This is a genomic window from Cupriavidus sp. DB3, assembly GCF_020418465.1.
Lineage (GTDB): Bacteria > Pseudomonadota > Gammaproteobacteria > Burkholderiales > Burkholderiaceae > Cupriavidus > Cupriavidus cauae.
Genome location: NZ_JAIZPL010000002.1, coordinates 819446 through 844252 on the forward strand (window position 1 = coordinate 819446; position 24807 = coordinate 844252).

Annotated in this window: 22 protein-coding genes and 1 pseudogene; 12 read left to right on the plus strand and 11 right to left on the minus strand. The window is 69.7% G+C overall.

Translation table 11 applies throughout. The features are described from left to right. Position 1: 1 nt before the first annotated feature. Positions 2 to 505 (minus strand): hypothetical protein, encoded by a 504-nt coding sequence (locus tag K7G19_RS09370; protein WP_226106978.1) that lies wholly within the window; start codon positions 503 to 505, stop codon positions 2 to 4. 137 nt (positions 506 to 642) lie between these two features. Then, a pseudogene (locus tag K7G19_RS09375) lies at positions 643 to 1323 on the minus strand (ArsR/SmtB family transcription factor); the annotation flags it as partial. Positions 1324 to 1516: 193 nt separating this feature from the next. On the opposite strand from K7G19_RS09375, the gene K7G19_RS09380 reads away from it, so the two are divergent. The 4 genes from K7G19_RS09380 to K7G19_RS09395 all read left to right on the plus strand — a co-directional run bounded on the left by K7G19_RS09380 (position 1517) and on the right by K7G19_RS09395 (position 5391). Then, a complete protein-coding gene (locus K7G19_RS09380) occupies positions 1517 to 2758 on the plus strand; it encodes a cytochrome P450 (protein ID WP_226106980.1) in 1242 nt (413 codons plus the stop codon). A 63-nt stretch (positions 2759 to 2821) separates the two neighbouring features. Beyond that, positions 2822 to 3184 carry an antibiotic biosynthesis monooxygenase gene (locus tag K7G19_RS09385; RefSeq protein WP_226106982.1) on the plus strand — a complete coding sequence of 121 codons (363 nt, stop codon included), beginning with the start codon at positions 2822 to 2824 and terminating at the stop codon, positions 3182 to 3184. A gap of 11 nt (positions 3185 to 3195) precedes the next feature. Further along, entirely contained in the window at positions 3196 to 3951 is a 756-nt protein-coding gene (locus tag K7G19_RS09390; RefSeq protein WP_150082319.1) for a sulfite exporter TauE/SafE family protein, read from the plus strand. A gap of 273 nt (positions 3952 to 4224) precedes the next feature. Continuing rightward, positions 4225 to 5391, plus strand: coding sequence for a PHB depolymerase family esterase (locus tag K7G19_RS09395; protein ID WP_226106984.1), 1167 nt, complete (start codon positions 4225 to 4227; stop codon positions 5389 to 5391). 11 nt (positions 5392 to 5402) lie between these two features. Here the strand turns inward: K7G19_RS09395 and K7G19_RS09400 are convergent, their stop codons facing one another. Then, positions 5403 to 5723 (minus strand): 2Fe-2S iron-sulfur cluster-binding protein, encoded by a 321-nt coding sequence (locus K7G19_RS09400; RefSeq protein WP_226107071.1) that lies wholly within the window; start codon positions 5721 to 5723, stop codon positions 5403 to 5405. A gap of 56 nt (positions 5724 to 5779) precedes the next feature. Next, positions 5780 to 6394 (minus strand): YigZ family protein, encoded by a 615-nt coding sequence (locus tag K7G19_RS09405; RefSeq protein WP_226106986.1) that lies wholly within the window; start codon positions 6392 to 6394, stop codon positions 5780 to 5782. 130 nt (positions 6395 to 6524) lie between these two features. On the opposite strand from K7G19_RS09405, the gene K7G19_RS09410 reads away from it, so the two are divergent. Then, entirely contained in the window at positions 6525 to 7145 is a 621-nt protein-coding gene (locus K7G19_RS09410; protein ID WP_226106987.1) for a DUF938 domain-containing protein, read from the plus strand. Between the two features lie 203 nt (positions 7146 to 7348). On the opposite strand, the gene K7G19_RS09415 is transcribed toward K7G19_RS09410, so the two are convergent. Next, positions 7349 to 8113, minus strand: a complete 765-nt coding sequence (locus K7G19_RS09415) for a sulfite exporter TauE/SafE family protein (protein WP_149318631.1) — start codon at positions 8111 to 8113, stop codon at positions 7349 to 7351. A gap of 283 nt (positions 8114 to 8396) precedes the next feature. Here K7G19_RS09415 and K7G19_RS09420 point away from each other — a divergent pair, with 283 nt between their 5' ends. From K7G19_RS09420 to K7G19_RS09430, 3 genes are read left to right on the plus strand one after another with little or no spacing between them, the layout of a single operon-like run. Next, positions 8397 to 9833, plus strand: a complete 1437-nt coding sequence (locus tag K7G19_RS09420; protein WP_370639514.1) for a TolC family protein — start codon at positions 8397 to 8399, stop codon at positions 9831 to 9833. 34 nt (positions 9834 to 9867) lie between these two features. Continuing rightward, positions 9868 to 11049: an efflux RND transporter periplasmic adaptor subunit gene (locus tag K7G19_RS09425; protein ID WP_149318632.1), complete on the plus strand. Its 1182-nt coding sequence runs from the start codon at positions 9868 to 9870 to the stop codon at positions 11047 to 11049. 13 nt (positions 11050 to 11062) lie between these two features. Beyond that, entirely contained in the window at positions 11063 to 14203 is a 3141-nt protein-coding gene (locus tag K7G19_RS09430) for an efflux RND transporter permease subunit (RefSeq protein WP_149318705.1), read from the plus strand. Positions 14204 to 14267: 64 nt separating this feature from the next. Here the strand turns inward: K7G19_RS09430 and K7G19_RS09435 are convergent, their stop codons facing one another. After that, positions 14268 to 15500: a CaiB/BaiF CoA-transferase family protein gene (locus tag K7G19_RS09435; protein ID WP_226106988.1), complete on the minus strand. Its 1233-nt coding sequence runs from the start codon at positions 15498 to 15500 to the stop codon at positions 14268 to 14270. A gap of 37 nt (positions 15501 to 15537) precedes the next feature. Then, positions 15538 to 16428, minus strand: coding sequence for an enoyl-CoA hydratase/isomerase family protein (locus tag K7G19_RS09440; RefSeq protein WP_226107073.1), 891 nt, complete (start codon positions 16426 to 16428; stop codon positions 15538 to 15540). Positions 16429 to 16529: 101 nt separating this feature from the next. On the opposite strand from K7G19_RS09440, the gene K7G19_RS09445 reads away from it, so the two are divergent. Next, complete coding sequence (locus tag K7G19_RS09445) at positions 16530 to 17339, plus strand: GntR family transcriptional regulator (RefSeq protein ID WP_226106989.1); 810 nt, start codon at positions 16530 to 16532, stop codon at positions 17337 to 17339. 305 nt (positions 17340 to 17644) lie between these two features. Then, positions 17645 to 17962 (plus strand): hypothetical protein, encoded by a 318-nt coding sequence (locus K7G19_RS09450; RefSeq protein ID WP_149318635.1) that lies wholly within the window; start codon positions 17645 to 17647, stop codon positions 17960 to 17962. A gap of 109 nt (positions 17963 to 18071) precedes the next feature. On the opposite strand, the gene K7G19_RS09455 is transcribed toward K7G19_RS09450, so the two are convergent. From K7G19_RS09455 to K7G19_RS09465, 3 genes are all read right to left on the minus strand, one after another. Next, entirely contained in the window at positions 18072 to 19322 is a 1251-nt protein-coding gene (locus K7G19_RS09455) for an MFS transporter (protein ID WP_226106990.1), read from the minus strand. Between the two features lie 301 nt (positions 19323 to 19623). Continuing rightward, on the minus strand, positions 19624 to 20064 hold the full coding sequence (locus K7G19_RS09460; protein ID WP_226106991.1) for an HU family DNA-binding protein: 441 nt from the start codon (positions 20062 to 20064) through the stop codon (positions 19624 to 19626). A 217-nt stretch (positions 20065 to 20281) separates the two neighbouring features. Beyond that, the gene (locus K7G19_RS09465; protein ID WP_150082325.1) at positions 20282 to 21190 is read right to left on the minus strand and encodes a DMT family transporter; all 909 of its coding nucleotides are present in this window, start codon (positions 21188 to 21190) and stop codon (positions 20282 to 20284) included. A gap of 339 nt (positions 21191 to 21529) precedes the next feature. Here K7G19_RS09465 and K7G19_RS09470 point away from each other — a divergent pair, with 339 nt between their 5' ends. Then, positions 21530 to 23101, plus strand: coding sequence for a sensor histidine kinase (locus K7G19_RS09470; RefSeq protein WP_226106992.1), 1572 nt, complete (start codon positions 21530 to 21532; stop codon positions 23099 to 23101). A 57-nt stretch (positions 23102 to 23158) separates the two neighbouring features. Here the strand turns inward: K7G19_RS09470 and K7G19_RS09475 are convergent, their stop codons facing one another. Continuing rightward, complete coding sequence (locus K7G19_RS09475; protein WP_006579723.1) at positions 23159 to 23656, minus strand: thioesterase family protein; 498 nt, start codon at positions 23654 to 23656, stop codon at positions 23159 to 23161. 336 nt (positions 23657 to 23992) lie between these two features. Between K7G19_RS09475 and K7G19_RS09480 the strand changes: the two genes are divergently transcribed. Next, entirely contained in the window at positions 23993 to 24760 is a 768-nt protein-coding gene (locus tag K7G19_RS09480; protein ID WP_226106993.1) for a GntR family transcriptional regulator, read from the plus strand. The last annotated feature ends 47 nt before the right edge of the window (positions 24761 to 24807 follow it).

The following is a 24807-nucleotide window of genomic DNA, read 5'->3' on the forward strand; positions in this document are numbered from 1 at the left end:
CTCAGAACGGCTGGTCGCCGGTCCGCAGCTCGACACCCAGCGTTTCGCCGATCGCCAGGATCTCGTCATCGTCCTCGGCGCGCGCGATCCAGCCCGCGTAGACGCCCGAGCCGATCTCCCAGTGCCATAGCGTGATGCCGGACGCGCGCAGTTGCTCGTGCGCCTGCTCCATCAGTTCGGGCACGCTGGTGCTGCCCAGGAAGTCCTCGTCCTCGGGGTCGTCGACGCCCCAATCGAGCACCAGCGCCACGCGCGCCGCCAGCTGGTTCATGCAGTCGATAAAGGTGGCGGTGTCATTCTGTTCGACCTGGAAGCCCGCTTCCCAGTCCACCACGTCCTGCACCACCGACAGCAGTTCGGTGCCTTCCACCGTATCGTCGGCTTCCTCCAGCGCCTCGTCCAGCAGCGCCAGCTGCTTCTCGACCATTGCGCCGTCGTCGAAATTGATCATGCCGAGCAGCCGTTCGACCGCCTGGCGCGACTCGTCGTCGATGACTCCATTCACGGCTCGCCCTCCCGCTTCCCATGCAAAACATCCAGTGTGCCGGACCGCCGTCCACTGTGTCGGTCCGCTGTGCCGGTCCACTGCGTCGGTTCACCGCGTTGATCCGCCGTGCCGACCCAGCGGCCAACCTGATTCGCCAGTTGCCCGATTTCCCGCATCCCGCGTGGCGTCACCCGCAGCGCGCGCGACGATGGCGTGCGCTCGACCCAGCGCCGTTGCAGCATCGCGTCCAGCAAGGCCGCGCCCAGCGCGCCGCCCAGGTGCGGCTTGCGCTCGCTCCAGTCGGGACAGGTGCAGGCAAATTGCCTGCGCTTGCGGCGTGCGCCGTCCAGATCCACGCCGAGCTGCGCCATGCCGTGCGCGCCGTGCTCGGACAATTCCACCGCGCTGTCCCGCACGAGGATCCATCCCGAATCGGTCATGCGCGCGAACAGGTCGACCGCCAGTTCGCCTGCCAGGTGGTCGTAGCAGGTCCGCGCGTGGCGCAGCGTCGCCGGGGCGGTGCGCGAGGGCGGCACCGCACGCAGGCGGGGCGGGCGGCTTGCCAGCGAGGCAGCGGCCAGCGCCTCGATGGCCACGCCGATCTCGGGCGCGGCCAGCCGGTAGTAGCGATTGCGGCCATGCGTCTCGACCGCCAGCAGGCCGCCCTCGGCGAGCCGGGCCAGATGGCCGCTGGTCGACGAGGCCGACAGCCCCGCGATCAGCCCCAGCTCGCCGGCCGGTCTCGCGCTGCCGTCCATCAACGCCCACAGCATCGCGGCGCGGCCCGGGTCGGCCAGCAGGCCAGCCAACTGACTGATGCTGGGAGCGTATTCCATAGTTCATTCCACGGTGAAACAACGATCGCAGTATAGGCCGATACTTGCCGATATCAACCATGCCTTGTCGGCGGTCATGCCGCGGCAATGTCGCGGCAATACCGCCGTAGCGCCGCCCCGATGCCGCGGCAATGCCGAGGTAATGCCGCCGTAAAGCCGCCGTAAAGCCGCCGCGAACCCCCTTGTGATCCCCATGACCCTGTACCCGACCAAGCCGCCTCCCGATCCGCTGGCCGCCGCCACGCATCCCGACCCCTATCCCTACTATCGCGAACTCGCACACGCGCAGCCGTTTCACCGCGACGCGATGCTGATGCTGTGGGTCGCCGCGGGACCGGACGAGGTGGCCGCGGTGCTGTCGCATCCGGCGTGCCGGGTGCGGCCGCCGGGACAGCCGGTGCCGCCGGCGCTCGCGCAGTCGCCCGCCGGGACCTTGTTCGCGCGGCTGATCCGCATGAACGACGGGCCGGGCCATGCGCCGTTGAAGGCGGTGCTGCAGCGGCAGTTGGCGACGCTGGACCTGAACGACGTGCGTGCTGCCGCCTCGGCATGGGCGCGTGTCCTTGCGGTGACGCACGATCACGGCGCGACCGCGAATCGCTGGAGCAGCGCGCTGCCGGTGATCGCGATCGCGGGTTTGCTCGGGTTCACGGCCACCGACGACGAGGCCACGGCCGGCCGGATCGCCACGCAGATCGCCAGCTTTGCCGCCGCCATGTCGCCGTTGGCGGGTCCGGCCGAGATCGCGGCCGGCATCGAGGCCGCCGCGGCGCTGCAGGCCCAGCCCCTGCGTGCCGATACGCCGTGGACGCAGGCGCTGCGCGAGCAGGCGCGCACGGCCGGGGTCGACGACGCCGCGATCGCCGCCAATCTGCTGGGGTTGATGGTGCAGAGCTGCGAGGCCACCGCAGGCTTGATCGGCAATACGCTGCTGCGGCTCGCACGCGATGCGGCCGCGGCCGACGATCTGCAGGCGACGGTGGCGGGCGTGCTGCGAACCGATCCGCCGATCCACAACACGCGCCGCTTCATGGCCGAGGATGCGTACGTCTGCGGCGTGCCGCTGCGGCGCGGCGATGGGATCCTGGTGCTGCTGGCCGCGGCCGCCGCATCGGAAGGCCGACCAGCCAGTGTCTCGGCGAATGTGCCGGCGAATGCCCCGGAGAATGCCCCGGAGAATGCCCCGGTAAGTGCCCCGGTAAGTGCCCCGGTGAGTGCCTCGGTGAGTGCCTCGGTGTATGGGCCGCCGAATTCCGGCGAGCGGGCCTGGACCTTCGGCCATGGCGCGCATCGATGTCCCGGCGATGCGCTGGCGGCGACGCTGGCCGAAGCCACCGTCGCCGCGCTGCTGGCGCGCGGCATCGAGCCGGCCGCCTTGGCAAAGGCGTATCGTTACCGGCCATCGCTGAACGCACGGATCCCGCATTTCCTCTGATTCCCATCTTTTCGGATCCCGATCTCCGCACAGGACCACCCAACACAATTCAAGGACGCCCCGATGATTGCCGTGATCTTTGAAGTCGAATTCGCCCCCGGGCAGAAGGACGCCTATCTCGATATCGCCGCGCATTTGCGCCCCACGCTTGAAGCGATCGACGGCTTTATCTCCGTCGAACGCTTCCAGAGCCTGAGCACGCCAGGCAAGGTGCTGTCGCTGTCCTTCTTCCGCGACGAGGCCGCGGTGCAGGCCTGGCGCAATACGGTCGAGCACCGCCACGCCCAGGCGGCGGGCCGCGGCGGCGTGTTTGCCGACTACCGGCTGCGCGTCGCGCAGGTGCTGCGCGACTACGGCATGCATCGGCGCGAGCAGGCGCCGGGCGACAGCCGCGCCGTGCACGATGCCCGTACCGGCGACCAGTAAGGGAACGCGGCATGGATGCTCACACGCTGGGCGCACAGGCGCTGTTCATCGGCCTGACCTTTCTGCTGGCGGGCTTCGTCAAGGGCGTGGTCGGACTCGGCCTGCCGACGGTCGCCGTCGGCCTGCTTGGGCTGGTGATGCCGCCGATGCAGGCCGCCGCGCTGCTGGTTGCGCCATCGATGGTGACCAACGTGGTCCAGTTGGCCGCCGGTCCGCGCTTCGGCGCACTGGTGATGCGGCTCTGGCCGATGCTGCTCGGCATCGTCGTCGGCACGCTGGTGGCCGGTGCGCTGGCGCCGCCGTCGGCCATGCAGCAGGCCACCGCGGCGCTTGGCATCGCGCTGATCGCCTATGCGGCGGTAGGGCTGTCGTCGTGGCACCTGAACGTGCCGGCGGCGCATGAGCGCTGGCTGGCGCCGCTGATCGGCCTGGCCACCGGCGCGATCACCGCGGTGACCGGCGTGCTGGTGATTCCGGCGGTGCCCTATCTGCAGGGCCTGGGCCTGGCGCGCGAGGAACTGGTGCAGGCGCTCGGCCTGTCGTTCACGGTGTCGACGGTGGCGCTGGCGATCAATCTGTTGATGCATGGCGTGCTGGCGCAGACGCCGGTGCTGGGCGCCTCGCTGGCGACGCTGGTGCCCGCGCTGGCCGGCATGTGGCTGGGCCAGCGGCTGCGCAACCGGATCAGCGCGGCGCTGTTCCGGCGGCTGTTCTTTATCGGGCTGCTATTGCTGGGAGCGGACCTGGCCTGGCGCGGCTGGCATTGAGGGCCGGCTTGCCCGGCAACGGCACCGTACTGGCAGCGGCATCGGCATCGGCGTCGGCAACTGCAACTGCAACTGCAACGGCAAGGGCAACGGCAACGGCAAGGGCAAGGGCAAGGGCAAGGGCAAGGGCAAGGGCAAGGGCAAGGGCAAGGGCAAGGGCAAGGGCAACGGTATCGGCGTCTGCACCGCATCGGCATGCCGCGCTCCGGCTTGCCGCATAATGGCCTCGGTCCCGACCCGCGGACCGCAATGCGTAAAGCGCAAGGCTGACCGATGCCGACCCCACGCCGCCGCCGCACCGTCAATCCCTGGGCCAAGCTTGGCAAGACCGCTGCCCGCCAGATGCAGCAGATGCAGCGCGCCGTCGCGCGCACGGTGACCAAGTCCGTCACGAAGACGGTGGCGCAGACCGTCGCGCATACCGTGGCGCAATCGGTCGGCCATGCGGCGCAGCAGGGCCGGGAAGCGCGGCGCGTGCTGTCCGGTGTCGCCTCGCCGGTGGCGGCGCCGACCAGTCGTGGCGGCGGGCGATGGCAGGAGGGCGTCTGGGGCTTCGGTCCGCTGGCGCAGCGCCGCTATCGATTGTTCATCCCGTCCGGGGTCGGCGCATCGCGGCCCGCGCCCTTGCTGGTGCTGCTGCATGGCTGCGGGCAGGATGCCGCCAGCTTTGCCGCCTGCACGCGCGTGGCGGCGCTGGCGCGCGCACGCCGCTGCATCGTGCTGCTGCCCGAGCAGTCCTCGCGCGCCAATGCGCATCGATGCTGGAACTGGTTCCGCAGCGAGGCGCAGGCCGCGGCGGAGGCCAGCCTGCTGATGGGAATGATCGACCATGTCTGCCGCGCGCATCCGGTGCAGTCCGATCGCGTGCATCTTCTCGGCCTGTCGGCGGGTGGCGCGATGGCGTTGATGCTGGCGCTGCGCTATCCCGACCGCTTCGTCGCCGTCGGCTCGCACTCGGGCGCGGCCCCGCATCTCGCACGCAACGCCACGCAGGCCGGGCGCGTCATGCGCGGCTCGCTGAACGGACATACGGCCGCGCAATTGCAGGCGCTGCGGCTGCAATTGCAGGGCAGGATGCCGCCGCCGCTGCTGCTGATCCATGGCGATGCCGATCGTGTCGTGGCCTACGACAACGCCATCGCCAGCGCGACGCTGTGGCTGTCGCTGTCGACCCCGGGCGCATTGCCGGCCGCGGCGGCCCAGCCATCGGTGCGCGTGCTGCGGCGGGGTGAGCGCCGTCCGGTCGCGGTGCATGACTGGCGCCGCGACGGCAGGCTCTATGTCCGCCTGGTACGGGTTGAAGGGCTGGGCCATGCGTGGAGCGGCGGCGCGGCCAGCCAGGCCTATGCCGATCCGGCGGGGCCCGATGCGCTGCGGATCGCGCTGGCGTTCTTTGCCGCGGTTGCGCCGGCGCCGGTGCGCAGGCGCGCGGTCGCCTGAGCGTCGCGGGCTTAGTCCTGCCGCCGCGCGCCCGGTGCGACGATCTCCAGATCGGATTGGGGGCAGGCGACGCAAGGCAGCAGATAGCCGTCTTCCTTTTCGTCGGCGCTCAGGCCCGGCCATTCAATCCGATAGCGGATGCTGCCGGATACCAGCCGGGACAGGCAGGTGCGGCACGTGCCGTTGCGGCACGAGCTGGGCAGGCGAATGCCGGCGCGCAGCGCGGCCTCGAGAATGGATTGCCCCGGCTCCGCCGTGAACTCGAACCCGGATGGGGCGATACGCACGCGCAGCGGCGATGCCGTGTCCGGTCCGCTCCTTGGTTCGCCCATCGCATCGTCCCTCGGATCGCCTTTCACCTCGCCCATGGGCTCGGTCATCGCCTCGCTCATCGGCATCCCTCGTTGTCCGGGTCCACCCGCGGGAACTGCGCGCGGCCATGGGTGGCATCGCGCAGCGCCGCGCGCGCGGTGTCCACTTCGCTGGCGGGCAGCCTGACGATGAGCTTCACCGTCGAGCCATAGACGCTGTCGGCCAATGTGTGGCCGGTCTGTTCGAGCCAGCGCCGCACCCGCGCCTCGTCGGCATAGTCGACCTCGACCGCCACGTTGGCGTAGGCGATGCGTTCGATCCGTTCGGCGGTCTTCAGCGCGGCGGCGATCGCATCGGTATAGGCCCGCACCAGCCCGCCGGCGCCAAGCTTGATGCCGCCGTAGTAGCGCACCACCGCGGCCAGCACGCCATCGAGTTCATGATGGCGCAGCACCTCGAGAATCGGCCGCCCCGCGGTGCCCGACGGCTCGCCGTCGTCCGACATGCCGGACTGCCCGCCGGCCAACAGCGCCCAGCAGACATGCGTCGCCGTCGGATGCTCGGCGCGCAGCGACTGCACGACGCGCATCGCCTCGTCCCGGTCGGCGACCGGCATGGCGACGGCGAGAAAGCGGCTCTTGCGGATATCGAGCTCGGCGTGAACGGGGGCGGAAAGGGTGTACGTGGGCAAGGGGCTACGGCGGGGAAATGGCAACGGCGGGGCCAGTGTATCGCAGTGGCGATTCGGCTCGACAGCGGGACCGTTGCTGGTAGGCTGTCAGTCTCGCCGTTCGAACCGGCTGCCCGACCGACCGATGCCCATGCTGCCTGAACACGTCCATCCCAACCACCGCCGCATCGCCCCGGCCGCCGAACGCAATCGCGAGCCGATTCTTGATGTGTTGCGGCGCGTATTGCCGGCGGCCGGCACCATTCTCGAGATCGCCAGCGGCACCGGTCAGCATGCCAGGCACTTCGCCGCCGCCAATCCGGCGTGGATCTGGCAGCCCAGCGATCCGGACCCCGCCGCGCGGCGGTCGATCTCGGCGTGGAAGGTCGAGGCGGGATTGCCGAATCTGCGTGATCCGCTGGCGCTGGACGTGCTGCAGGCCGACTGGGGCATCGAGCAGGCCGATGCCGTCGTCTGCATCAACATGATCCATATCTCGCCGTGGCAGGCGACGGAGGCGCTGTTCGCGGGCGCGGCGCGCTTGTTGCCCGTCGGCGGCGTGCTTTATCTGTATGGTCCCTATCGTCGCGACGGTCAGCACACGTCGCCGAGCAACGCGATCTTCGACGAGCAGTTGCGCGCGAGCGACGCCTCGTGGGGCGTGCGCGATATCGAGGCCGTGATCGCGCTGGGGGACAGCGTCGGGCTGCGCTTCGAGGAAGCGGTGCCGATGCCGGCCAACAACTTCAGCGTGGTGTTCAGGAAGAACTAGCCTGCGGCAAAAAGACCGGCCGCAGCGGCAAACGCCTCGGCCGCGCACCGGCACCAACACTGCCTCGGCCCCGCGCCAGCATTACCGCCGCCTCAGCCCCGCACCAGCATCACGCCCGCCTCAGCCGCGCGCGGGCATCACGCCGCGTCGCCGCGCGCCAGCATCACCAACCGCGTCGGCCGCGCGCCAGCATCAACACTGGCTCAACCCCGCACCAGCATCACCACCGCGGTCGCGATCAGGCACAGCGAGAACCACGCCCGCAGATGGCGTTCGGGCATGCGGTGCGCCAGCGCCACGCCCCAGGAGATCGTCAGCATGCCGCCGAGCGACAGCGGGATGCCGCTGGCCCAGTCGACGTGGCGGGCCTGTGCATAGGTCGCCAGCGCGACCACCGCGCCCGGCGTGACCAGCGCCAGTGCCAGCCCTTGCGCCGCCGCCTGGCGGAAGCCGAACAGACCGACCAGTGCCGGCGCGGCCACCACGCCGCCCCCTACGCCAAAGAATCCCGACAACGCGCCCCCGACCACGCCGACCGCCGGAATCCAGCGCGACGACAGCCGGTCCTTCTGCACCGTGACCGCGCGGCCAGGCAACAGCCGCCACAGGAAATACACGGCCATGCCGATCATGAACAGCGCGAAGATCCGCCGCAGCAGCACCGCATCCATCGCCGTCGCCAGCCGCGCGCCCACATAGGTCGCCAGCACCGCGGACAGGCCCAGCACCAGCGCGGTGCGCAGCGCGATGTCCGCGCGGCGGCGGTACTGCCAGAAGCCGATCAGCACATTGGGCGCAATCATCACCAGCGCGGTGCCCTGCGCCAGTTGCTGGTCCATGCCGTAGAGCAGCCCGAGCGCGGGGATCGCGATCAGCCCGCCGCCGATGCCGAAGAGGCCGCCGACTGCGCCGAGCGCACCGCCGAGAAGGAAGGTCAACAGCGCGGGGAGCAGCGGAATATCGGGCATCGTCGATCGAGTGGAGGGGGCGGGCGCCACCGCGGCGGCCTCGCGCAAAAGTATCGATCATAAAACATGGAGACATCGCCCACACGCTGGACGTCAGGACATTCCCGCGGAATCGCGCGCTGCAAGCTAATCGTCAAGATCTTGAAAGCCGATTGAAATCCGGTTTCGCTCCAATGCCGCCGGAGATCGTGCCGGGCCCGTTGCCAAAGGGGCCGCACGGTCGCGTCGCGCCGGCCTTGCCGGCGCGCTTCGTGTCTGCGTTGCCTGAATCGAGCCTGTCATCGTGCATGTCCGTCGTCATCGCTTTGCCCACCTCCGCCTGCTGCTCGCGTCGATCGCCGTCTCGCTGCTGCTCGGCGCGCCGGCCCGTTTCGCCGCCGCCGCTCCGCCCCCGGCAGCCGTCGCACCGCAGCCAGATGGCGAATGCCGCGCGCCCGGCGCGGGCGCGACGCTGACGCTGTCCGAGGCGCGCGCGCTGGCGCTGCGCTGCAATCCCGACCTGCTCGCGGCTCGCCGCGCCGTGCAGGCGGCCGAGGCCGATATCCGGATCGCCGGGCAGCGGCCGAACCCGGTGCTGAGCCTGGGCGTGGAGAACATCAACCCGCATGCCGGCGTCGGCGCCGGCAGCTGGCGCAACAAGACCGTCGATTCGACGGTGCGCATCGACCAGGTGATCGAGACCGCCAACAAGGCCGGCCTGCGCGTCAAGACCGCGCAGGCGGCCAGCGTGGCGGCGGGCCGGCAGGTGCAGGCGGCCACCGTGCAGCAGATGGCCGCGCTGGAGCAGGCCTTCTTCGATGCGGCGGTCAGTCAGCAGCGGGTCGACGTGCTGGCGCAGACGCTGGCGCTGTACGAGCGCACCGAGCAGGCCAACAAGACCCGCTACAAGGCCGGCGACCTGGCGCGCGCCGACGTGACCCGGCTCGAGCTCGATGCCTTGCGCGCCCGCGCGGACTGGCGCGAGGCACGGGCCGATCATCAGCGCGACCTGGCCGAACTCGCACAGCGCATCGGCATCCCGGGCACGCTGCAGGACGTCGCGCTGTCGCCGCGGTGGCCGGGCCTGGCCGAGCCGGTGCCGTCGCTGGACGAACAGGCCTTGCAGGCGCGGCCCGATGTCGCCGTGGCGCAGGCGCGTCTGCAGGCCGCCGCGGCCGCGCGCGAGCTGGCGCGCGCGGCACGCGTGCCCGACGTGACCGTCGGCGCGCAGGCCGAGCGCTATCCGGCCTCGGCCACCAACCAGCAGGGCAGCGGCAACAGCTTCGGCGTGTTCGTCAGCATCCCGCTGTATCTGCGCCACAGCTATGGCGGCGAGGCGCAGCGCGCCGAGGTCGATTACTACGCGGCGCTCGACGAACGCAACCGCGTGCTGCTGGCCGCGGGCAACGAGGTCGGCCGGCTGCGCACCGCCCTCGATGCCGCGCGCGAATCGCTGCGTCAGATCGACGAAGCCGTGCTGCCCACGGCCGAGCGCGTCGCCGCCGATGCCGAGTTCGCCTTCGGCAAGGGCGCGATCGGCGTGCTCGAACTGCTCGATGCGCGCCGCGCGCTGCGGCAGACGCGCCTCGATGCCGCGCAGGCGCGGGGCGCCTATGCCAAGGCGCTGTCCGCCTATCTGGCCGCCACGCGCACGGCGGATGAAGCGGCGGCCGCCGCGGCTCCGGCCGATGCTGCCGATCTGCCGCTGCAGGACGTCGCCCCCTACCTTTCCGTCCACTGACCGGACACGTTCCGGCTTTCCCGATCCCGTCGCCATGACCCTCCGTTCCCTGTTGACGATCGTCCTGCTTGCCACGTCGCTGAGCCTGACCGGATGCGGCCGGAAGGCCGAACCGGAGTCCGAGTCGCCGCGCGTCGAAGGCGCGGCCGTCGTCTTCCCCGATACGGTCAAGTCGCTGCCCGGCATCGCCGCCGAACCGGTGCGGCGCGGCGCGGAACGCGTGCTGACGCTGCCCGGCCGGCTGGTCTGGAACGAGGACCGTACCGTGCGCGTGATGAGCCCGTTCGCCGGCCGCGTCGCCGAGATCCTGGTGCAGCCGGGCACCACCGTCGCCGCGGGCCAGCCGTTGGCGCTGCTGTCCTCGCCCGACTTCGGCGCGGCGCAGGCCGACGCGCGCAAGGCGGCCGCCGATGCCGCGCTGGCGTCCAAGGGCCTGGCGCGGCAACGCGAGCTGTATGGCGCCGGCATCGTCGCGCAGAAGGACCTCGAGCAGGCCCAGGCCGAGGCCGCACGGGCCAGCGCCGAACTGCAGCGCGCGCAGGCGGCCCTGCGGCAGGTCGGCGGCGAACTGGGCAAGCCGGGCGCGATCGGTGTGGGCGCCCCGGATCGCTTCGCACTGCGCGCACCGATCGCCGGCCTGGTGGTCGAACGCAACCTGAATCCCGGCATGCAGCTGCGGCCCGACCAGCCGCCGGCCGCGCCGCTGTTCCTGCTGACCGACCCTTCCGACCTGTGGGCGCAGCTCGACGCGGCCGAGGCCGATCTGGCGCTGTTCCGCCCAGGCGGCAGCGTGACGCTGACCTCGACCGCCTATCCGGGCGAGTCCTTCCCGGCCAAGGTCGTCAAGATCGCCGACTACGTCGATCCGGCCGCGCGCAGCATCAAGGTCCGCCTGTCGGTGCCCAATCCCGAGCGGCGGCTGAAGGCCGAGATGTTCGTCACCGCGCGCATCCAGGCCGCCGGCTTCGACGGCATCGCGGTGCCGGCCCGGGCGGTGTTCCTGGCCGACAATCATCACTATGTGTTCGTGCGCGTCGACGCGCATCGCTTCGAGCGCCGCGAGGTCAAGGTCGGTGCGAGCCTGCCGGGCGTGACCGAGGTGGTGTCCGGGCTCGAACCCGGCATGCAGGTGGTGACCGACGGCAATCTGTATCTGCAGGACATCCTGCGCGATGCGAGCGCGACGCAGGCCGCGCTGCGCCAGCAAGCTCGATGAGGGCGGCCGCGTCATGATCTCGCGCATCGTCCATTTCGCGCTGCACCAGAAGCTGTTCGTCTGGATGGGGCTGGCGCTGTTCGTCGCCGGCGGCCTGGCGGCCTTCAAGAACTTGCCGATCGAGGCCTTCCCGGATGTCTCGGACGTGCAGGTCAACGTGATCACGCTGTATCCCGGCCGCGCGGCGGAGGAGGTCGAGCGCCAGGTCACGATTCCGATCGAGACCGCGCTGGCCGGCACGCCCAATTCGGTGCGGGTGTTCTCGCACACGCAATTCGGCCTGTCCTACCTGATGGTGACCTTCAACGACAAGGCCACCGACGTCACCGCGCGCCAGCAGGTGATCGAGCGCCTGCGCGGCGTCGATCTGCCCGACGGGGTGCAGCCGGACTTGGCGCCGCTGTCGACCGCGATCGGCGAGATCTACCGCTTCCGCCTGAAGGGCAAGGGCCACACGCCGCAGGAGCTGCGCACGCTGCAGGACTGGGTGGTCGAGAAGAACCTGCGCCAGGTACCGGGCGTCGCGGACCTGGTGACCATCGGCGGTACCATCAAGCAGTACGAGGTCAACCCGAATCTGGCCCGCATGCGCGACGCGCATATCTCGCTGGCGCAGCTGTTCGAGGCCCTGCAGCGCGGCAACTCGAACGCCGGCGGCGGCGCGGTCGCGCAGGGGCGGCAGCAGTATCTGCTGCGCTCGCTCGGCAGCTTTCGCAGCTCGGCCGATATCGCGAACGTGGTGGTGTCCGAGGTCAACGGCACGCCGATCCTGGTCAAGGACATCGCCGAGGTGCGCGTCGGCGCCGCGCCGCGGCAGGGCCTGATGGCGCAGGACGACGAGGAGGACATCGTCTCGGGCATCGTGGTGATGCGCAAGGGCGAGAACCCGTCGGAGGTGCTGACCGCGCTGAAGGCGAAGATCGCGCAGCTCAACGAGCAGATCCTGCCGCGCGGCGTCGAGATCGTGCCGTACTACGACCGCGCCGACCTGATCGACAAGACGCTGCACACGGTGTTCGGCAACCTGGTCGAGGGCGCGCTGCTGGTAATGGCGGTGCTGTATCTGTTCCTGGCCAACGTGCGGGCCGCCGCCATCGTCGCGCTGGTGATCCCGCTGGCGCTGCTGTCGACCTTCATCGGCCTGACCTGGGTCGGCATTCCGGCCAACCTGCTGTCGCTCGGAGCGATGGACTTCGGCATCATCGTCGACGGCGCGGTAATCGTGGTCGAGAACATCTTCAAGCGGCTGGGCGAACTGAAGGAGCAGAAGATCCGCGACAGCCGCGCGCGCTTGCACGCGATCGCGCGCGCGACGACCGAGGTCGGCCGCCCGACGGTGTTCTCGATGGTGATCATCATCGCCGCGCACCTGCCGATCTTCACGCTGCAGCGGCACGAAGGAAAGATCTTCGCGCCGATGGCGTACACGGTGACGGGAGCGCTGGTCGGCTCGCTGATCGTGTCTCTGACGCTGGTGCCGCTGCTGTGCTATCTGCTGCTGAAGAAGGACATCGCCCATCACGACAACGCGGTGGTGCGGCTGTGCAAGCGCGCCTATGCGCCGATGCTGGCGTGGGCGCTGGACCACAAGCGCGCGGTGGTGGCCAGCGCGGTGGCGCTGCTGGTCGTCACCGCCGGCGTCGGCAAGCTGCTGGGCAGCGAATTCCTGCCCGAGCTCGACGAGGGCGCGATGTGGGTCAGCTTCGACCTGCCGGCCTCGGTGTCGACCGACGAGGCGCGCGAGCAGGCCGCGCGGCTGCGGCGGACGATCCGGCAGACGCCCGAGGTCAAGTCCACCATTTCAAAGGTGGGCCGCCCGGACGACGGCACCGATCCGAAGCTGATCAATACGGTCGAGATCCTGGTCGACCTGAAGCCGGAAGCGGAGTGGCGGCGCGGCTTCGACAAGCGCCGCATCATCGGCGAGATCAACGCCAATCTGCGCAAGCTGCCCGGCATCGAGCCGAACTTCTCGCAGCCGGTGCGCGACAACATCCTCGAGAGCATCTCGCAGATCAAGGGCCAGATCGTCATCAAGGTGCAGAGCGACAGCCTCGAGCAGAACAAGCGCGTCGCCGACCAGATCCTGGCCAACGTGCAGACCGTGCCCGGCGTGATGCGGGCCTTCATCGACCGCGACGGCGAGCTGCCGCAGTATGTGCTCGACTTCGACCGCGCCCAGGCCGCGCGCTACGGCATCAACGTGGCCGACGTGCAGGACCTGATGGAGACCGCGCTGGCGGGCAAGGCCGCCACCGAGCTGTGGGAGGGCGAGCGGCACTTCAGCGTGGTGGTGCGGCTCGCGCCCGGCGAACGCGAACTGCCGAACCTGCCGAACATCCTGATGCAGACCGCCGAGGGCGCCCAGGTGCCGCTGTCGCAGCTGGTGCATTTCCATGCGGCGTCCGGCGCGATGAATATCAGCCGCGAGAACGGCCAGCGCACCACATCGATCGGCGTCTTCATTCACGACCGGGACATGGGCAGCGTGGTCAAGGACATGCAGGCGCTGGTGGCGAAGAACGTGCGCGCCGACGACGTCAAGATCGGCTGGTCCGGCGAGTTCGAGAACCAGCAGCGCGCGATGGCGCGGCTGTCGATCGTCGTGCCGCTGTCGGTGCTGCTGATCTTCCTGCTGCTGTTCCAGGCGTTCAAGTCGTTCAAGAGCGCGACGCTGATCCTGTCGAACATCCCGTTTGCGCTGGTGGGCGGCGTGTTCGCGCTGTTCCTGACCGGCATTCCGCTGTCGGTGTCGGCGGCGATCGGCTTTATCGCGCTGTTCGGCCAGGCCGTGCTCAATGGGGTGGTGATGGTGACCTACTTCAACCAGCTGCGCGAGCAGGGGTTGCCGCTGCGCCAGGCCGTGCTGGCCGGGTCGATGGACCGCCTGCGCACCGTGCTGATGACCGCGCTGCTGGCGATGCTGGGCCTGTTCCCGATGGCGGTCTCGCGCGCGATCGGCTCGGAGACGCAGCGCCCGCTGGCGATCGTGATCATCGGCGGGCTGATCACCGCGACCGTGCTGACGCTGATCGTGCTGCCGACGCTGTACGAATGGATGGTCAGCCGCAGCTGGCCGGATGAGGCGGCGGAGGAAGATGAGGTTGCGGCGGGGGCAGCAGGGGTGCGACGGGACGACGAGGCGGTGGTTTGATTGTCGCCTCTCTACCGCCTGCGCCGCCGGCGGGAAAGGGGCGGGGGGAGGGCAACGGCGTTCGCTATCCCTCCGCCGCCGTCACGTCCCGCACGACGCCAGCCCGCAGCATCCGCGCAATCTCGGCCTCTCCATATCCGCACTCGGCCAGCAGCGCCCGCGTGTCCTCGCCCAGCCGCGGCGGCGGCCGCCGGTATTGCGCCGGCGTCTCCGACAGCTTGATCGGCAGGCCGATGCTCTTGACCGGCCCGGCCTCGGGGTGCTGCTGCTCGACCACCATTTCGCGCGCGAGAGTTTGCGGATGCGACAGCGCCTCGCCGATCGAATGCACCGGCCCGGCCGGCACGCCCGCCGCGTCGAACGCCGCCAGCCATTCGGCCGAGGGCTTGGTGCGCAGGATCTCCGCCATGGCCGGCAGCAGCGTGTCGCGGTGGCGCATGCGGTCCGAGTTCAGCCGATAGCGCGGATCGGTCAGCCATTCGGGCCGGCCCAGCACCTGCGCGATCCGCTCCCAGTTCTTCTCGTTGGCGCCGCCGACGATGATGTGCCCGTCCTGCGTCGGAAAGGCCTGGTACGGGGTCGCCAGCACATGCGCCGAGCCGCTCGGCCCCGGCGATTCGCCGGTGGCGAAATGGATCGCCGCATGCCAGTACAGCTGCTGCAGGCCGGCTTCGATCAACGAGGTCTCGACGATCTGGCCGCGCCCGGTCTTCTGCTTGTGCTGGTAGGCCGCCAGGATGCCGAACGCGGCCAGGATGCCGGCATTGATGTCGGCGATCGAGTTGCCGGTGCGCAGCGGCGGCCCGCCTTCCTCGCCGGTGATGCTCATCAGCCCGGTATAGCCCTGCGCGATCAGGTCGAAGCCGCCCTTGTCGGCGGCCGGGCCGGTACGGCCATAGCCCGAGATCGCGCAATAGATCAGGCCGGGATTGATTTCCGACAGCACGTCGTAGCCGAGCCCGAGCTTTTCCAGCGTGCCCTTGCGGAAGTTCTCGATCAGCACGTCGGCGTCGCGCACCATCCGCAGCAGCACTTCCTTGCCTTCGGCCGTCTTCAGATCGAGTGCGATCGCGCGCTTGTTGCGGTTCAGCATCAGGAAGGGCGCCGACACGCCGTTGATGCGCGGATCGCGATAGCCGCGCGCATCGTCGCCGCCATCGGTCTTCTCGATCTTGATCACGTCAGCGCCGAGGTCGGCCAGCATCATGCCGCAGGTCGGGCCGGCCATGATCTGCGCCAGCTCGAGCACGCGCATGCCGGCGAGGGCGCTGGCCCGCGGAGAACGTTCGGATTGCATGGGGGAAGCCATCGCTGTCCTTCGAGGTGGAGGCCGCTCAGCGGCCGTGAAACTCGGGCGTCTGCTTGGCGAGGAAGGCGCGATAGCCGGTGCGGAAGTCCTCGGTGTCGAAGCAGTCGAAGGCCTCGGCGCGCTCGCGCTCGCTCAGCGGCGTGCCGGCCGCCAGTTGGCGCGCGAACTTCTTGTGCCAGCGGGCGACCAGCGGCGCGCCGCTGGCGATGCGCTGCGCGGTCGCGGCCGCTTCGGCGGCGACCTGGTCGTCGGGCACCACGCGCGACACCAGGCCCATGCCATGGGCCTCATCCGCGCCGACGATCCGGCCTTCGAACAGCAGCTCCAGCGTGCGCGACTCGCCGATCAGCCGGATCACCGGGGCCATTTCCGCATGGGCCATCACCAGCCCTAGGTTCTTGATCGGCGCGCCGAAACGGCTGCCCTGGCCGCAGATGCGGATGTCCGCCATCGCGGCGATCTCCAGCCCGCCGCCGACGCAGATGCCGTGGATCTGCGCGACCACCGGATGGCGGCAGTCCTGCAGCGCCTGCGCGGTGGCGTGCATCACCTTGCCGTAGGCGGTGGCCTGCGCCTTGTTCGAGCGCGCCTGCGCGAACTCGCCGATGTCGTTGCCGGGCGAGAAGGCCCGCTCGCCGGCGCCGCGCACGATCACGCAGCGCACGCCGTCGTCGGCGGAGAGGGCGCGGAAGGCGTCGCCCAGTTGCTGCCACATCGACAGCGTCATCGCGTTGAGCTTGGCGGGGCGGTTCAGCACGACGGTGGCGATGGCGCCGTCGCGGATCGTCAGCACGGGGCTGTCGTCGGTGCCGCCCGGTTGGGGATCGACGCGGGAATCCGGTCGGGATTCCGAGTGCGAATCGGGTCGGGAATCGGGTCCGGAATCGGGAGAAGCGGAGGCGGGCATCACGGTCATCGAGGGCGCTCCTGGCAGGTTGGCGACATGGTGTCTTGCCGCATCGTTGATTTGGTATACCATATCCCAAATCATCGCCACATACCAAGGAAGCATCGCCCATGGTTAACCCGGAAGACGCGCCGGCAACGCTGGCGCCCGACCTGCCCCAGGCGCGCACCGGCGGCGAGCGCGGCCGCCGCACGGGACCCGCCACCGCCGCCAGCGCCGCAGCCGGCCTGTCGGCAGACGGCGACGACCCGCTGGCGATCGCGCATCCGACGCTGGCCGCGGTGGTCGCCGAGCGGCTGCGGCAACTGATCATCGACGGCACGCTGGTGCCCGGGGTGTGGCTCAACGAGCGCGATCTGTGCGAACGGCTGCGCGTCTCACGCACGCCGCTGCGCGAGGCCTATCGCATCCTCGCCGCCGATGGGCTGGTGATGTTGCTGCCCAAGCGCGGCGCGCAGGTGATCGCGATGTCCGAGCGCGACGTCGCCGACCTGTTCGACGTGCTGGCCGTGCTGGAAGGACTGACCGGACGGCTCGCCGCGGAGAAGGCCAGCGACGAGGAACTGGCGCAGATCGCCCGGCTGCATCGCGCGATGCTCGACGCCTATGCCGCGCGCGACCTGCACGCCTACTACGAGGCCAGCATGGGCACCCATCTGGCGATCAGCGCGGCCGCCCATAACCCGACGCTGGCCGACACCCATCGCCGCCTCAATCTGCGCGTGCAGAACCTGCGCTTCCGCTCGAACCAGGACCGGGACGAATGGGCCCACGGCGTCGAAGACCACCAGCGCTTCGTCACCGCCTTGCTGGCGCGCGACGGCGCCACGGTGGAGACACTGATGCGCGAGCACGCGCTGCAGAAGAAGGCGCTGGCGATGCGCGAGGCCCGCGAGCGCGAGGCCGCCGCGACGCGATAGCCGCAGCGATGGACGCCGCGATCGTCGCAAGCAGTTATTTCGGCTGTAACGCCGCATTACGCGACGAACGCGGCCGCGCTGGCGGCAGTACGGGCGGCAGCATGACGGGAAGGCGGGCGCAGCCTCCGCCAGCCTCGCCCCGGCAAGGGCCTGGGCGCTCTCCAGCGTGTGTCGACGTCGGTCTCCAGCGCCCGCCCGCTTGTGAGACGGCCTTACAACTGCATCCGTCCGAGAACGCGACGCATCGCTACAGTCGAGCCATGTTCAACGCGCCGCCAAGCCGGGCAGCGCATCAGGAGAAAAACATGACTCGCCAATTGCTGATCGCACTGGGAACCCTGGCCGCCGGCGCCCTGTTCGGGCTGGTGTCGCCCGCCCAGGCGCATTCGGACCGCCACGACCATCGGCATGGCTACCATCGGCACGAGCACTACCGTCCGGCGCCGCCGCATGTGCGGCGCCACCACTACCGCCATGACCACCATCACCATCGCTACTACGCCCGTCCGCACCATGGCCACGGCCACTACGTGTCGCGCCCGGGACACCGCTACGTGCCCGAGCGCTGGGTCAGGGACTCGCACGGGCATGTCGTGCGGCGTCCGGGGTATTGGACGCGCTGAGCAATGGGATCGCGGTCTTGCGATCGCTGCCAGGAAATGCCGGCCGGTTTGGCCGGCATTTTTCTTGTGCGCTGGCTCCTTGCGCGCCGGCTCCTTATGGACCGTCTCCTTACGCGTTGTCCGCTTGTGCGTTGTCCTTGTGCATCGCTGCAGCAGAATCGGCCTGCCCGGGCACAGAACGATCGGCGCGCGGCCGCAAGGTCATCAGCACGGTCATCAGCACGGCCAGCAGCGCTGCCAGCGCGCCGACCATGAACACGCGCGCATGGCCGAAATGGTCGGCGATCCAGCCGGCCAACGGCCCGGTCGCGCCGTAAGCCAGATCCTGGAACGCCGCGAAGCCGCCGATCGCGGTGCCGCGCAGATATGCCGGCACGCGCCTGACCGCTTCCAGCCCCATCGATGGAAACACCATCGAGCAGCCCATGCCGGTGAGCAGCGCGCCGAGCATCGCCACGGCGGGCCCGGGCGCCAGCCACAGCAGGCACTGCCCCGCGGCCTCGATGAGCAGCGAGACCAGCGCCACGGGCACGCCGCCGAGCCGGTCCGGCAAGGTGCCGCACAGCAGGCGGACCGCGACGAAGCCCAGGCCGAAACAGGTCAGCCCGTAGCCGGCGCCGTGCCAGCCGTTGGCCAGGAAATACAACGGGAAGAACGCGCCGAGCGCGGCGAAGCCGATGCCTTGCAAGCCCACCACCGCGCCCGGTTGCCAGATGCGCCCGAGCACCTGGACGAACGGCGGACGGCGTCCCGCTTGCGGCGGCGCCGCCGGGGCGGTCCGCCACAGCATCAGCGCGCCGAGCAGCGGCATCGCCACGCAGACCAGCATCAGCCCGGCGAAGCCGCAGCGTTGCAGCAGCCATAGACCCAACGGTCCGCCCGCGGCGAACGCGCCATACATGCCCGCGCCGACCAGTGCCATGACGAGGCCCGAGCGCGCCGGCCCCATCGCCCCCATGCCCCACGCCAGCATGCCGACCAGCGCGGCGCTTTCGCCTAGCCCCAGCAGCAGCCGGCCCGCGAGCAGTACCACGTAAGAGGCCGTGCCGCTGCCGAGGGACGGCCAGGAAGACAGCCAGCACAACAGCGAGGCCAGCGCGTACAGCGCGAGACCGCGGAACATGGCGGCCTTGCCGCCGCGTTCGTCCGCCAGCCGTCCGGCCCAGCCGCGACTGAGGATCGTCGACAGGAAGGCAATGCCCACCGCCAGGCCGGAGGCGACATTGCCCATGCCCAGCGCATCGGAGACGTGTATCGCCACGGCGGGCATCGCCATGGCGACGGCAAGGTAAGTCAGGAACAGCGCCACGGTCATCCAGACCAGCCGGCGCAGGGAAGAATCTTGCAGGACGTTCGACATCGACCGCCGCTCCTTCAGAGAGAGGGCGGCACCGGAACGATCGACAGGCGGGGAACGATGCAGACGCGAGGCATGACGCAAGCGGTCGACACACACCGCCAGCCGGCCGGAGGTGCCGCTGGTGATGCGTTGGTTCACGTGAACGCTTACGGCCGCGCGCCCGGGACATCGTTGGGGATGCGGCGGGAGCGATTCTAACCGCCCTGGGCGCGCGCGCAATAAAAAACCCTCGCCTCAACGAGGCGAGGGTTTTGCATGCCGGCGCGGGAGTCGCGCCGGCGCAGCGGCAAACGCAGGCCGATTACAGCGCCGCGTCCTTCAGCTTCTTCAGCGCGCGGACCTTGACCTTGACCGACGCCGGCTTGGCAGCGAACCACTGCTCCTGGCCGGTGAACGGGTTCTTGCCGAAACGCTTCTTGGTGGCGGGCACTTGCACGGCGGTGACCTTCAGCAGGCCGGGCAGCGTGAATTCGCCCGCGCCCTTCTTGTTCAGCGCGCCGATCATGGTGTTTTCCAGCTGGGCCAGCACGGTCTTGACCGTCTTCGGATCCAGTTCGGTCTGCGCGACCAGGTGCGACACCAGGCTCGACTTGTTGAAGGTGTCCTTCAGCGGCTTGGGCGTCGGCGCGGCCGGCGCCGTCTTCCTGGCGGCCTTCACCGGAGCGGCGGCCTTCTTGGCGGGCGCCTTGGCGGCGGTCTTGGTTGCTGCAGTCTTCGCGGTCGGTTTAGCTTTGGTGGCCATATCGATGTCGTGAACAGGTTCAATGTTGGAGCGCAGTACCGTCGGAAGCCGCCGGGCAGCGCCGCGCACAGAATAGCAAAACGCGCGAACGGTGCCTATTTTCAAGGGGTTTTCGGCGCGATTTGGCGGTTGGACCGTGCAATGTGTCGCGCGGATGCCACCATCTTCGCGATCGCCCCTGTCGCGATGCCCTGCGCGCTGCAAACCGGTGCGCCGATCAGCGGCGTTGCGCGACCCAGATCCCGGCCACGATCGCGGCCAGTCCGACGCCGTGATACCAGTTCGGCCACTCGCCCAGCAGCAGCGTCGAGAGGATCGCGGCGAAGGCCGGCGTCAGCGTGACGAAGAACACCGGCAGCTGCGCGCCGGCACGCGCCACCGCGCGATCCCAGGCGAAATACGCCAGCAGCGACGGAACCGTGGCGACATAGGCGAGGATGCCAACCGTCTTCGTGCTCCAGACGATGGCCTGGCCGTCGATGCCCAGCTCCCAGGCGACGAAGGGCACGCTGACCACCACGCCGGCGACGATCTGCGCGTACAGCAGCACGATCAGCGGCAGCGCCGGCCGCTGCTTGCGCAGCAGCCACGTATAGCCGCTCCAGGCCAGCGTGGCCGCCAGCATGAACAGGTCGCCCGGCACGAAGTCGAGCTGCGCAAGCCGGCCCAGTTCGCCGCGCACCAGCACGAAGGTCACGCCGACCAGGCACAGCAGCGCGCCGGCGATATGGCTGCGCGTGGCCGGCTCGCGAAAGAAGGTCACGCCGACCGCCAGCAGGAACAGCGGCATCGAGGCGCCGATCAGCGTCACGTTGATCGGCGTCGACGTGGTCAGCGCGAGATATTGCAGCGCGTTATAGCTGGCGATCGACAGCACGCCGAGCGCGAGGATCAGCCCCGCATGGCGCCGCAGCGCGGCCGCGTGCTCGCGCACGCCGTTCCATGCCAGCGGCGTCAGCAGCAGGCCGGCCAGCAGCCAGCGCAGGAAGTTCAGCGTGATCGGCGGCACGGCGCCGGCCGCCAGATGGCCGACGATCGCATTGCCGGCCCAGCTCAGCGGCGGGAAGGCGAGCAGGAAGAGGGTCAGCCAGCCGGCGCGCGAGCCGGCGATCGGAGAAGAGGACATGCGGTCGGAAGGCGCGCGGGCTCGGGCGTCGATGTGGGCGACGCGGGCCCGAAGCAGTGGTACCGCCTCGGGGCAGCGTCGCCAATGGCCCTTGCCGCGGACGCGGCGGCGTAGCAAGTGGAGCGCGCATTATGCCGCCTGCCGCGGCACAGCATGGGGCCGGCCCTGTTTTCCGCGCGGGGATTGCGGCTCGCAACCCTACCGGCGTGCTACCCCCGATCGGGGATGGCGTATTCAACCCCGGTTACCGCAGAGTGCAACCGAAATCAGTACGGCGGCGCAGCGTTAGGGCATACCATGTCCGCTTTCCGCCGGTCTGGCAGCTCAAACGGTCACGCCATGTACGCCATCCTGCCCGCCTTCGTCTCGTCGATCTTTCTCGGTTACGGCCTCTACGTGCTGGTGACGAAGGGCGTCACGCGCCTGACCACGTCCTTCTTCCTGATGTGCGCCACCACGTTCGCGTGGCAGGGCACCTGGGCCTTCCTGTTCCAGACCGTGCATCCGGATGTGGCGCTGCTGCTGGCCAAGGTCGGCTATCTGTTCATCCTGTTCCTGCCGACCACCTTCTATCACTTCATGACAGAGGTGACCGAGCGCCGCGGCGAGCGGCCATGGCTGCTGGTGTCGTACGGCATGTCGCTGCTGCTGGCGGTGGTATTGCTGACGTCGGATCGCCTGGTCTCCGACTACTACCTCTACAGCTTCGGCAATTACCCGCGCGCGGGCGTCCTCCATCCCCTCCATGTCGCGCAGACCGTGCTGCTGGCGCTGCGCAGCGGCTGGCTGCTGCGCGACGCGCGCCGCAGCGCGGTGGGCGAGAAGCGCCAGCGCCTGACGCTGTGCCTGTGGAGCCTGGGCCTGTATTCGCTCGCCGCGATCGACTATGCGGCCAACTATGGCCACGACTTCTACCCGCCCGGCGTGGTCTTCATCGCCGTCAGCCTGGGCCTGATCGCGCTGTCGATCGTCCGCTACGACCTGATGCATCCGTACTCGCTGGCCGCGACCGTGGCGCACGAGGTACGCACGCCGCTGGCGACGATCCGCATGCAGACGCAGGAGCTGGCAGTGGCCTGGCCCACGGTGCTGGATGGCTACCGCCGCGCCGTCGAACACGGCCTGATCGAGGACCGGCTGCGCCCGGCCCAGCTCGAGCGGCTGCCCACGCTGCTGGCGGCGATCCGCAGCGAGGTCGACGGCACGCAGGCGGTGATCGAGATGGCGCTGGCCTCGATCACGCTGGAGCGGCTGGACCGCGGCAGCTTCGTGCCGCACGGCGTGGCGCAATGCGTCGATTCGGCGCTGGAGCGCTACCCGTTCCGCGCCGGCGAACGCGAACGGGTCTCCGTGCATGCGATTCCGGCCGGCTGGCGCTTCCGCGGTTCCGACACGCTGCTGGTCTACGTGCTGTTCAATCTGCTGAAGAACGCGCTGCAGGCCATGCGCGCTCATCAGGGCGCGCACCAGGGCGCGCACCAGGGCGCGAACCCGGCCGCGCGCGGGGACGGCGGCCGCATCGAGATCTCGGCGCGCGAGTCGGGCGGCTTCTATCAGCTGCGCGTGCGCGATACGGGGCCGGGCATTCCGCCCGATGTGCTGCCGCGCATCTTCGATCCCTTCTTCTCCACCAAGCCGCACGGCAGCGGTGCCGGCATGGGCCTGGCCTTCTGCCGGCGCGTGATGGAGGCCTTCGGCGGCCGCATCGAGTGCGAATCCGCGCCCGGCCGGCATACCGTCTTCACGCTGCATCTGCCGGTCGCGCTGGCGGCCGAGCCGCCGGCCTCGGCGAACGCGGCCACGTCGATCGGCCCGCTCGGTCCACTCGAGACGCTGGAGCGGATAGATCGGATCGAGCCGATGCAGTCGCTCCAGCCGATGCAGCCGCTGGGCCAGGGCACGGCCGCCTGACGCGGCGGCCGTGCCCGGACCGGCTCGCATGGCCGGCCCGGCTGGCACTGGTTGGCGCTAGTTGGCCAGCACCGGCGCGCTCACCTCATACTCCTTGACCCGCTCGACGATCTCCTTCGGGAACCGCGCGATCCGCTTTTCCTTGTCGGCGAACACGATCTGCTGGTAGCCCAGCGAGACCGGCCGCTCGTCGACGCAGAAGCGGAACAGCAGATACGCCGAGCACTGCTTGACCTGGAACGTGTTCAGGTAGCAGTCCACCCGCTGGAACGGGAAGGTTTCCTCGACATATTCCTGATGCGCGCGCTTGGTCACGAAGACGCCGCCCGCGGCCAGCAGATTGCCGTGGATGCACTCGTGGAACCAGCGCTCGCGGCAGATGCCCTGCCACTCGAAATAGCGCGCGAAGTAGGTGTTCATGAAGGCGTTGGAGTCCTTCAGATAGATGTCGATCGTGTGGTGGAACGTCTTGCGGGGTGGGGTCTCGACCTGATCCTGCGCCAGCTGGCCGGTACCGCGGTTCAGGATGTGGGGAATCACGTCGCGCATCAACATGGAAAAGCTCCTGGATCAATGGCTGCGAGCGGCAGCCGCGCTTGCCCCGGGGAGAGGGGCATGCCGCATTCTGGCCGCAGACCCTCCGCGAACGTCACCCACCTTTGCGGGTAGACGAGGGGCCGGCACACGTAAGCAGAACTTGCCATTGACGCGCCTTCGCTGACCGCGGCATGCCGCACCAACCCGCGGTAAACCCTAGTGGTATAGGTAACTAGACCTTATTACAGTGGCAGTTCGCCGAACCCCCTTTCCGGGGGCCGCACGGCGTTCGTTTGCCTCGCGTCCCTCCGCGGCCTGGCGCCGCGCACCGGTTCCTTCGTCTTGCCGCCATCGATGCCCGAATCCCTGTCCTCGACCGAATTGCTGTCGCGCAGCCGTGAGCCGGTCTATCTGCAGCTGGCGACCATCTTTCGCCGCCGCATCGAGAGCGGGGTCTGGCGTCCCGGCGAACGCATCCCGTCGCTGGAGGACCTGTGCCGCCAATACGGGGTCGCGCGCATGACGATGCATCACGCGCTGTCGGTGCTCGACGACGAAGGGCTGGTCGCGCGCTCGCGCGGCCGCGGCACCTTCGTCAAGGGCGGCGGCAAGCGGCGCCGGCCGCTATCGCTGCCGGTCACCTGGGGCCAGGCGGTCGAGGTCGGCGAGCAGCTGGGCACCGAGGCGCTGGTCGAGTCGGCGGGCAGCGTGCCGCTGCCGGACGAACTCGGCATGCCGTGCGAGGCCGAGCGTGCGCCGGCCTACCATTTCCTGCGCCGCCTGCACCGGCTCGACGACCGGCCCTTCGCGATCGGCGAGGTCTATATCGAGGAAGGCCTGTTCGCGCGCAATCCGCGCGCGTTCCGGCAGGGCGCGTCGGTGCCGGTGCTGGACCGCTTTCCGGGGCTGCGCGTCTCGAGCGCGCGTCAGCGGCTGTCGATCATCGCCGCCGGCGCGGAGTCGGCCGCGGCGCTGGCGCTGCCGGTGGGCGCGCCGGTCGCCGAACTGCGCCGCCATGCCTGCGCCGATGGCGTGATCGTCTATTACGCCCGCATCGAGTTTCCGACCGAATACGTCTGCCTGGACTTCGACCTGCTCGACCCGGGCGGCCTGGCGGGCTGAACGGCAACGCCTCACGGCACATCCCGAACCCATCGCCAAACGCATCG

What these genes read in the sequence shown, in the direction of transcription:
- K7G19_RS09430 (WP_149318705.1), top strand. Translation starts at nt 11,063, where the DNA reads ATGATCTCGCGCATCGTCCATTTCGCGCTGCACCAGAAGCTGTTCGTC.
- K7G19_RS09425 (WP_149318632.1), top strand. Translation starts at nt 9,868, where the DNA reads ATGACCCTCCGTTCCCTGTTGACGATCGTCCTGCTTGCCACGTCGCTG.
- K7G19_RS09465 (WP_150082325.1), bottom strand. Translation starts at nt 21,190, where the DNA reads ATGTCCTCTTCTCCGATCGCCGGCTCGCGCGCCGGCTGGCTGACCCTC.
- K7G19_RS09400 (WP_226107071.1), bottom strand. Translation starts at nt 5,723, where the DNA reads ATGGGCGAACCAAGGAGCGGACCGGACACGGCATCGCCGCTGCGCGTG.
- K7G19_RS09455 (WP_226106990.1), bottom strand. Translation starts at nt 19,322, where the DNA reads ATGTCGAACGTCCTGCAAGATTCTTCCCTGCGCCGGCTGGTCTGGATG.
- K7G19_RS09475 (WP_006579723.1), bottom strand. Translation starts at nt 23,656, where the DNA reads ATGTTGATGCGCGACGTGATTCCCCACATCCTGAACCGCGGTACCGGC.
- K7G19_RS09390 (WP_150082319.1), top strand. Translation starts at nt 3,196, where the DNA reads ATGGATGCTCACACGCTGGGCGCACAGGCGCTGTTCATCGGCCTGACC.
- K7G19_RS09385 (WP_226106982.1), top strand. Translation starts at nt 2,822, where the DNA reads ATGATTGCCGTGATCTTTGAAGTCGAATTCGCCCCCGGGCAGAAGGAC.
- K7G19_RS09380 (WP_226106980.1), top strand. Translation starts at nt 1,517, where the DNA reads ATGACCCTGTACCCGACCAAGCCGCCTCCCGATCCGCTGGCCGCCGCC.
- K7G19_RS09480 (WP_226106993.1), top strand. Translation starts at nt 23,993, where the DNA reads ATGCCCGAATCCCTGTCCTCGACCGAATTGCTGTCGCGCAGCCGTGAG.
- K7G19_RS09415 (WP_149318631.1), bottom strand. Translation starts at nt 8,113, where the DNA reads ATGCCCGATATTCCGCTGCTCCCCGCGCTGTTGACCTTCCTTCTCGGC.
- K7G19_RS09440 (WP_226107073.1), bottom strand. Translation starts at nt 16,428, where the DNA reads ATGACCGTGATGCCCGCCTCCGCTTCTCCCGATTCCGGACCCGATTCC.
- K7G19_RS09450 (WP_149318635.1), top strand. Translation starts at nt 17,645, where the DNA reads ATGACTCGCCAATTGCTGATCGCACTGGGAACCCTGGCCGCCGGCGCC.
- K7G19_RS09410 (WP_226106987.1), top strand. Translation starts at nt 6,525, where the DNA reads ATGCTGCCTGAACACGTCCATCCCAACCACCGCCGCATCGCCCCGGCC.
- K7G19_RS09470 (WP_226106992.1), top strand. Translation starts at nt 21,530, where the DNA reads ATGTACGCCATCCTGCCCGCCTTCGTCTCGTCGATCTTTCTCGGTTAC.
- K7G19_RS09445 (WP_226106989.1), top strand. Translation starts at nt 16,530, where the DNA reads ATGGTTAACCCGGAAGACGCGCCGGCAACGCTGGCGCCCGACCTGCCC.
- K7G19_RS09435 (WP_226106988.1), bottom strand. Translation starts at nt 15,500, where the DNA reads ATGCAATCCGAACGTTCTCCGCGGGCCAGCGCCCTCGCCGGCATGCGC.
- K7G19_RS09395 (WP_226106984.1), top strand. Translation starts at nt 4,225, where the DNA reads ATGCCGACCCCACGCCGCCGCCGCACCGTCAATCCCTGGGCCAAGCTT.
- K7G19_RS09460 (WP_226106991.1), bottom strand. Translation starts at nt 20,064, where the DNA reads ATGGCCACCAAAGCTAAACCGACCGCGAAGACTGCAGCAACCAAGACC.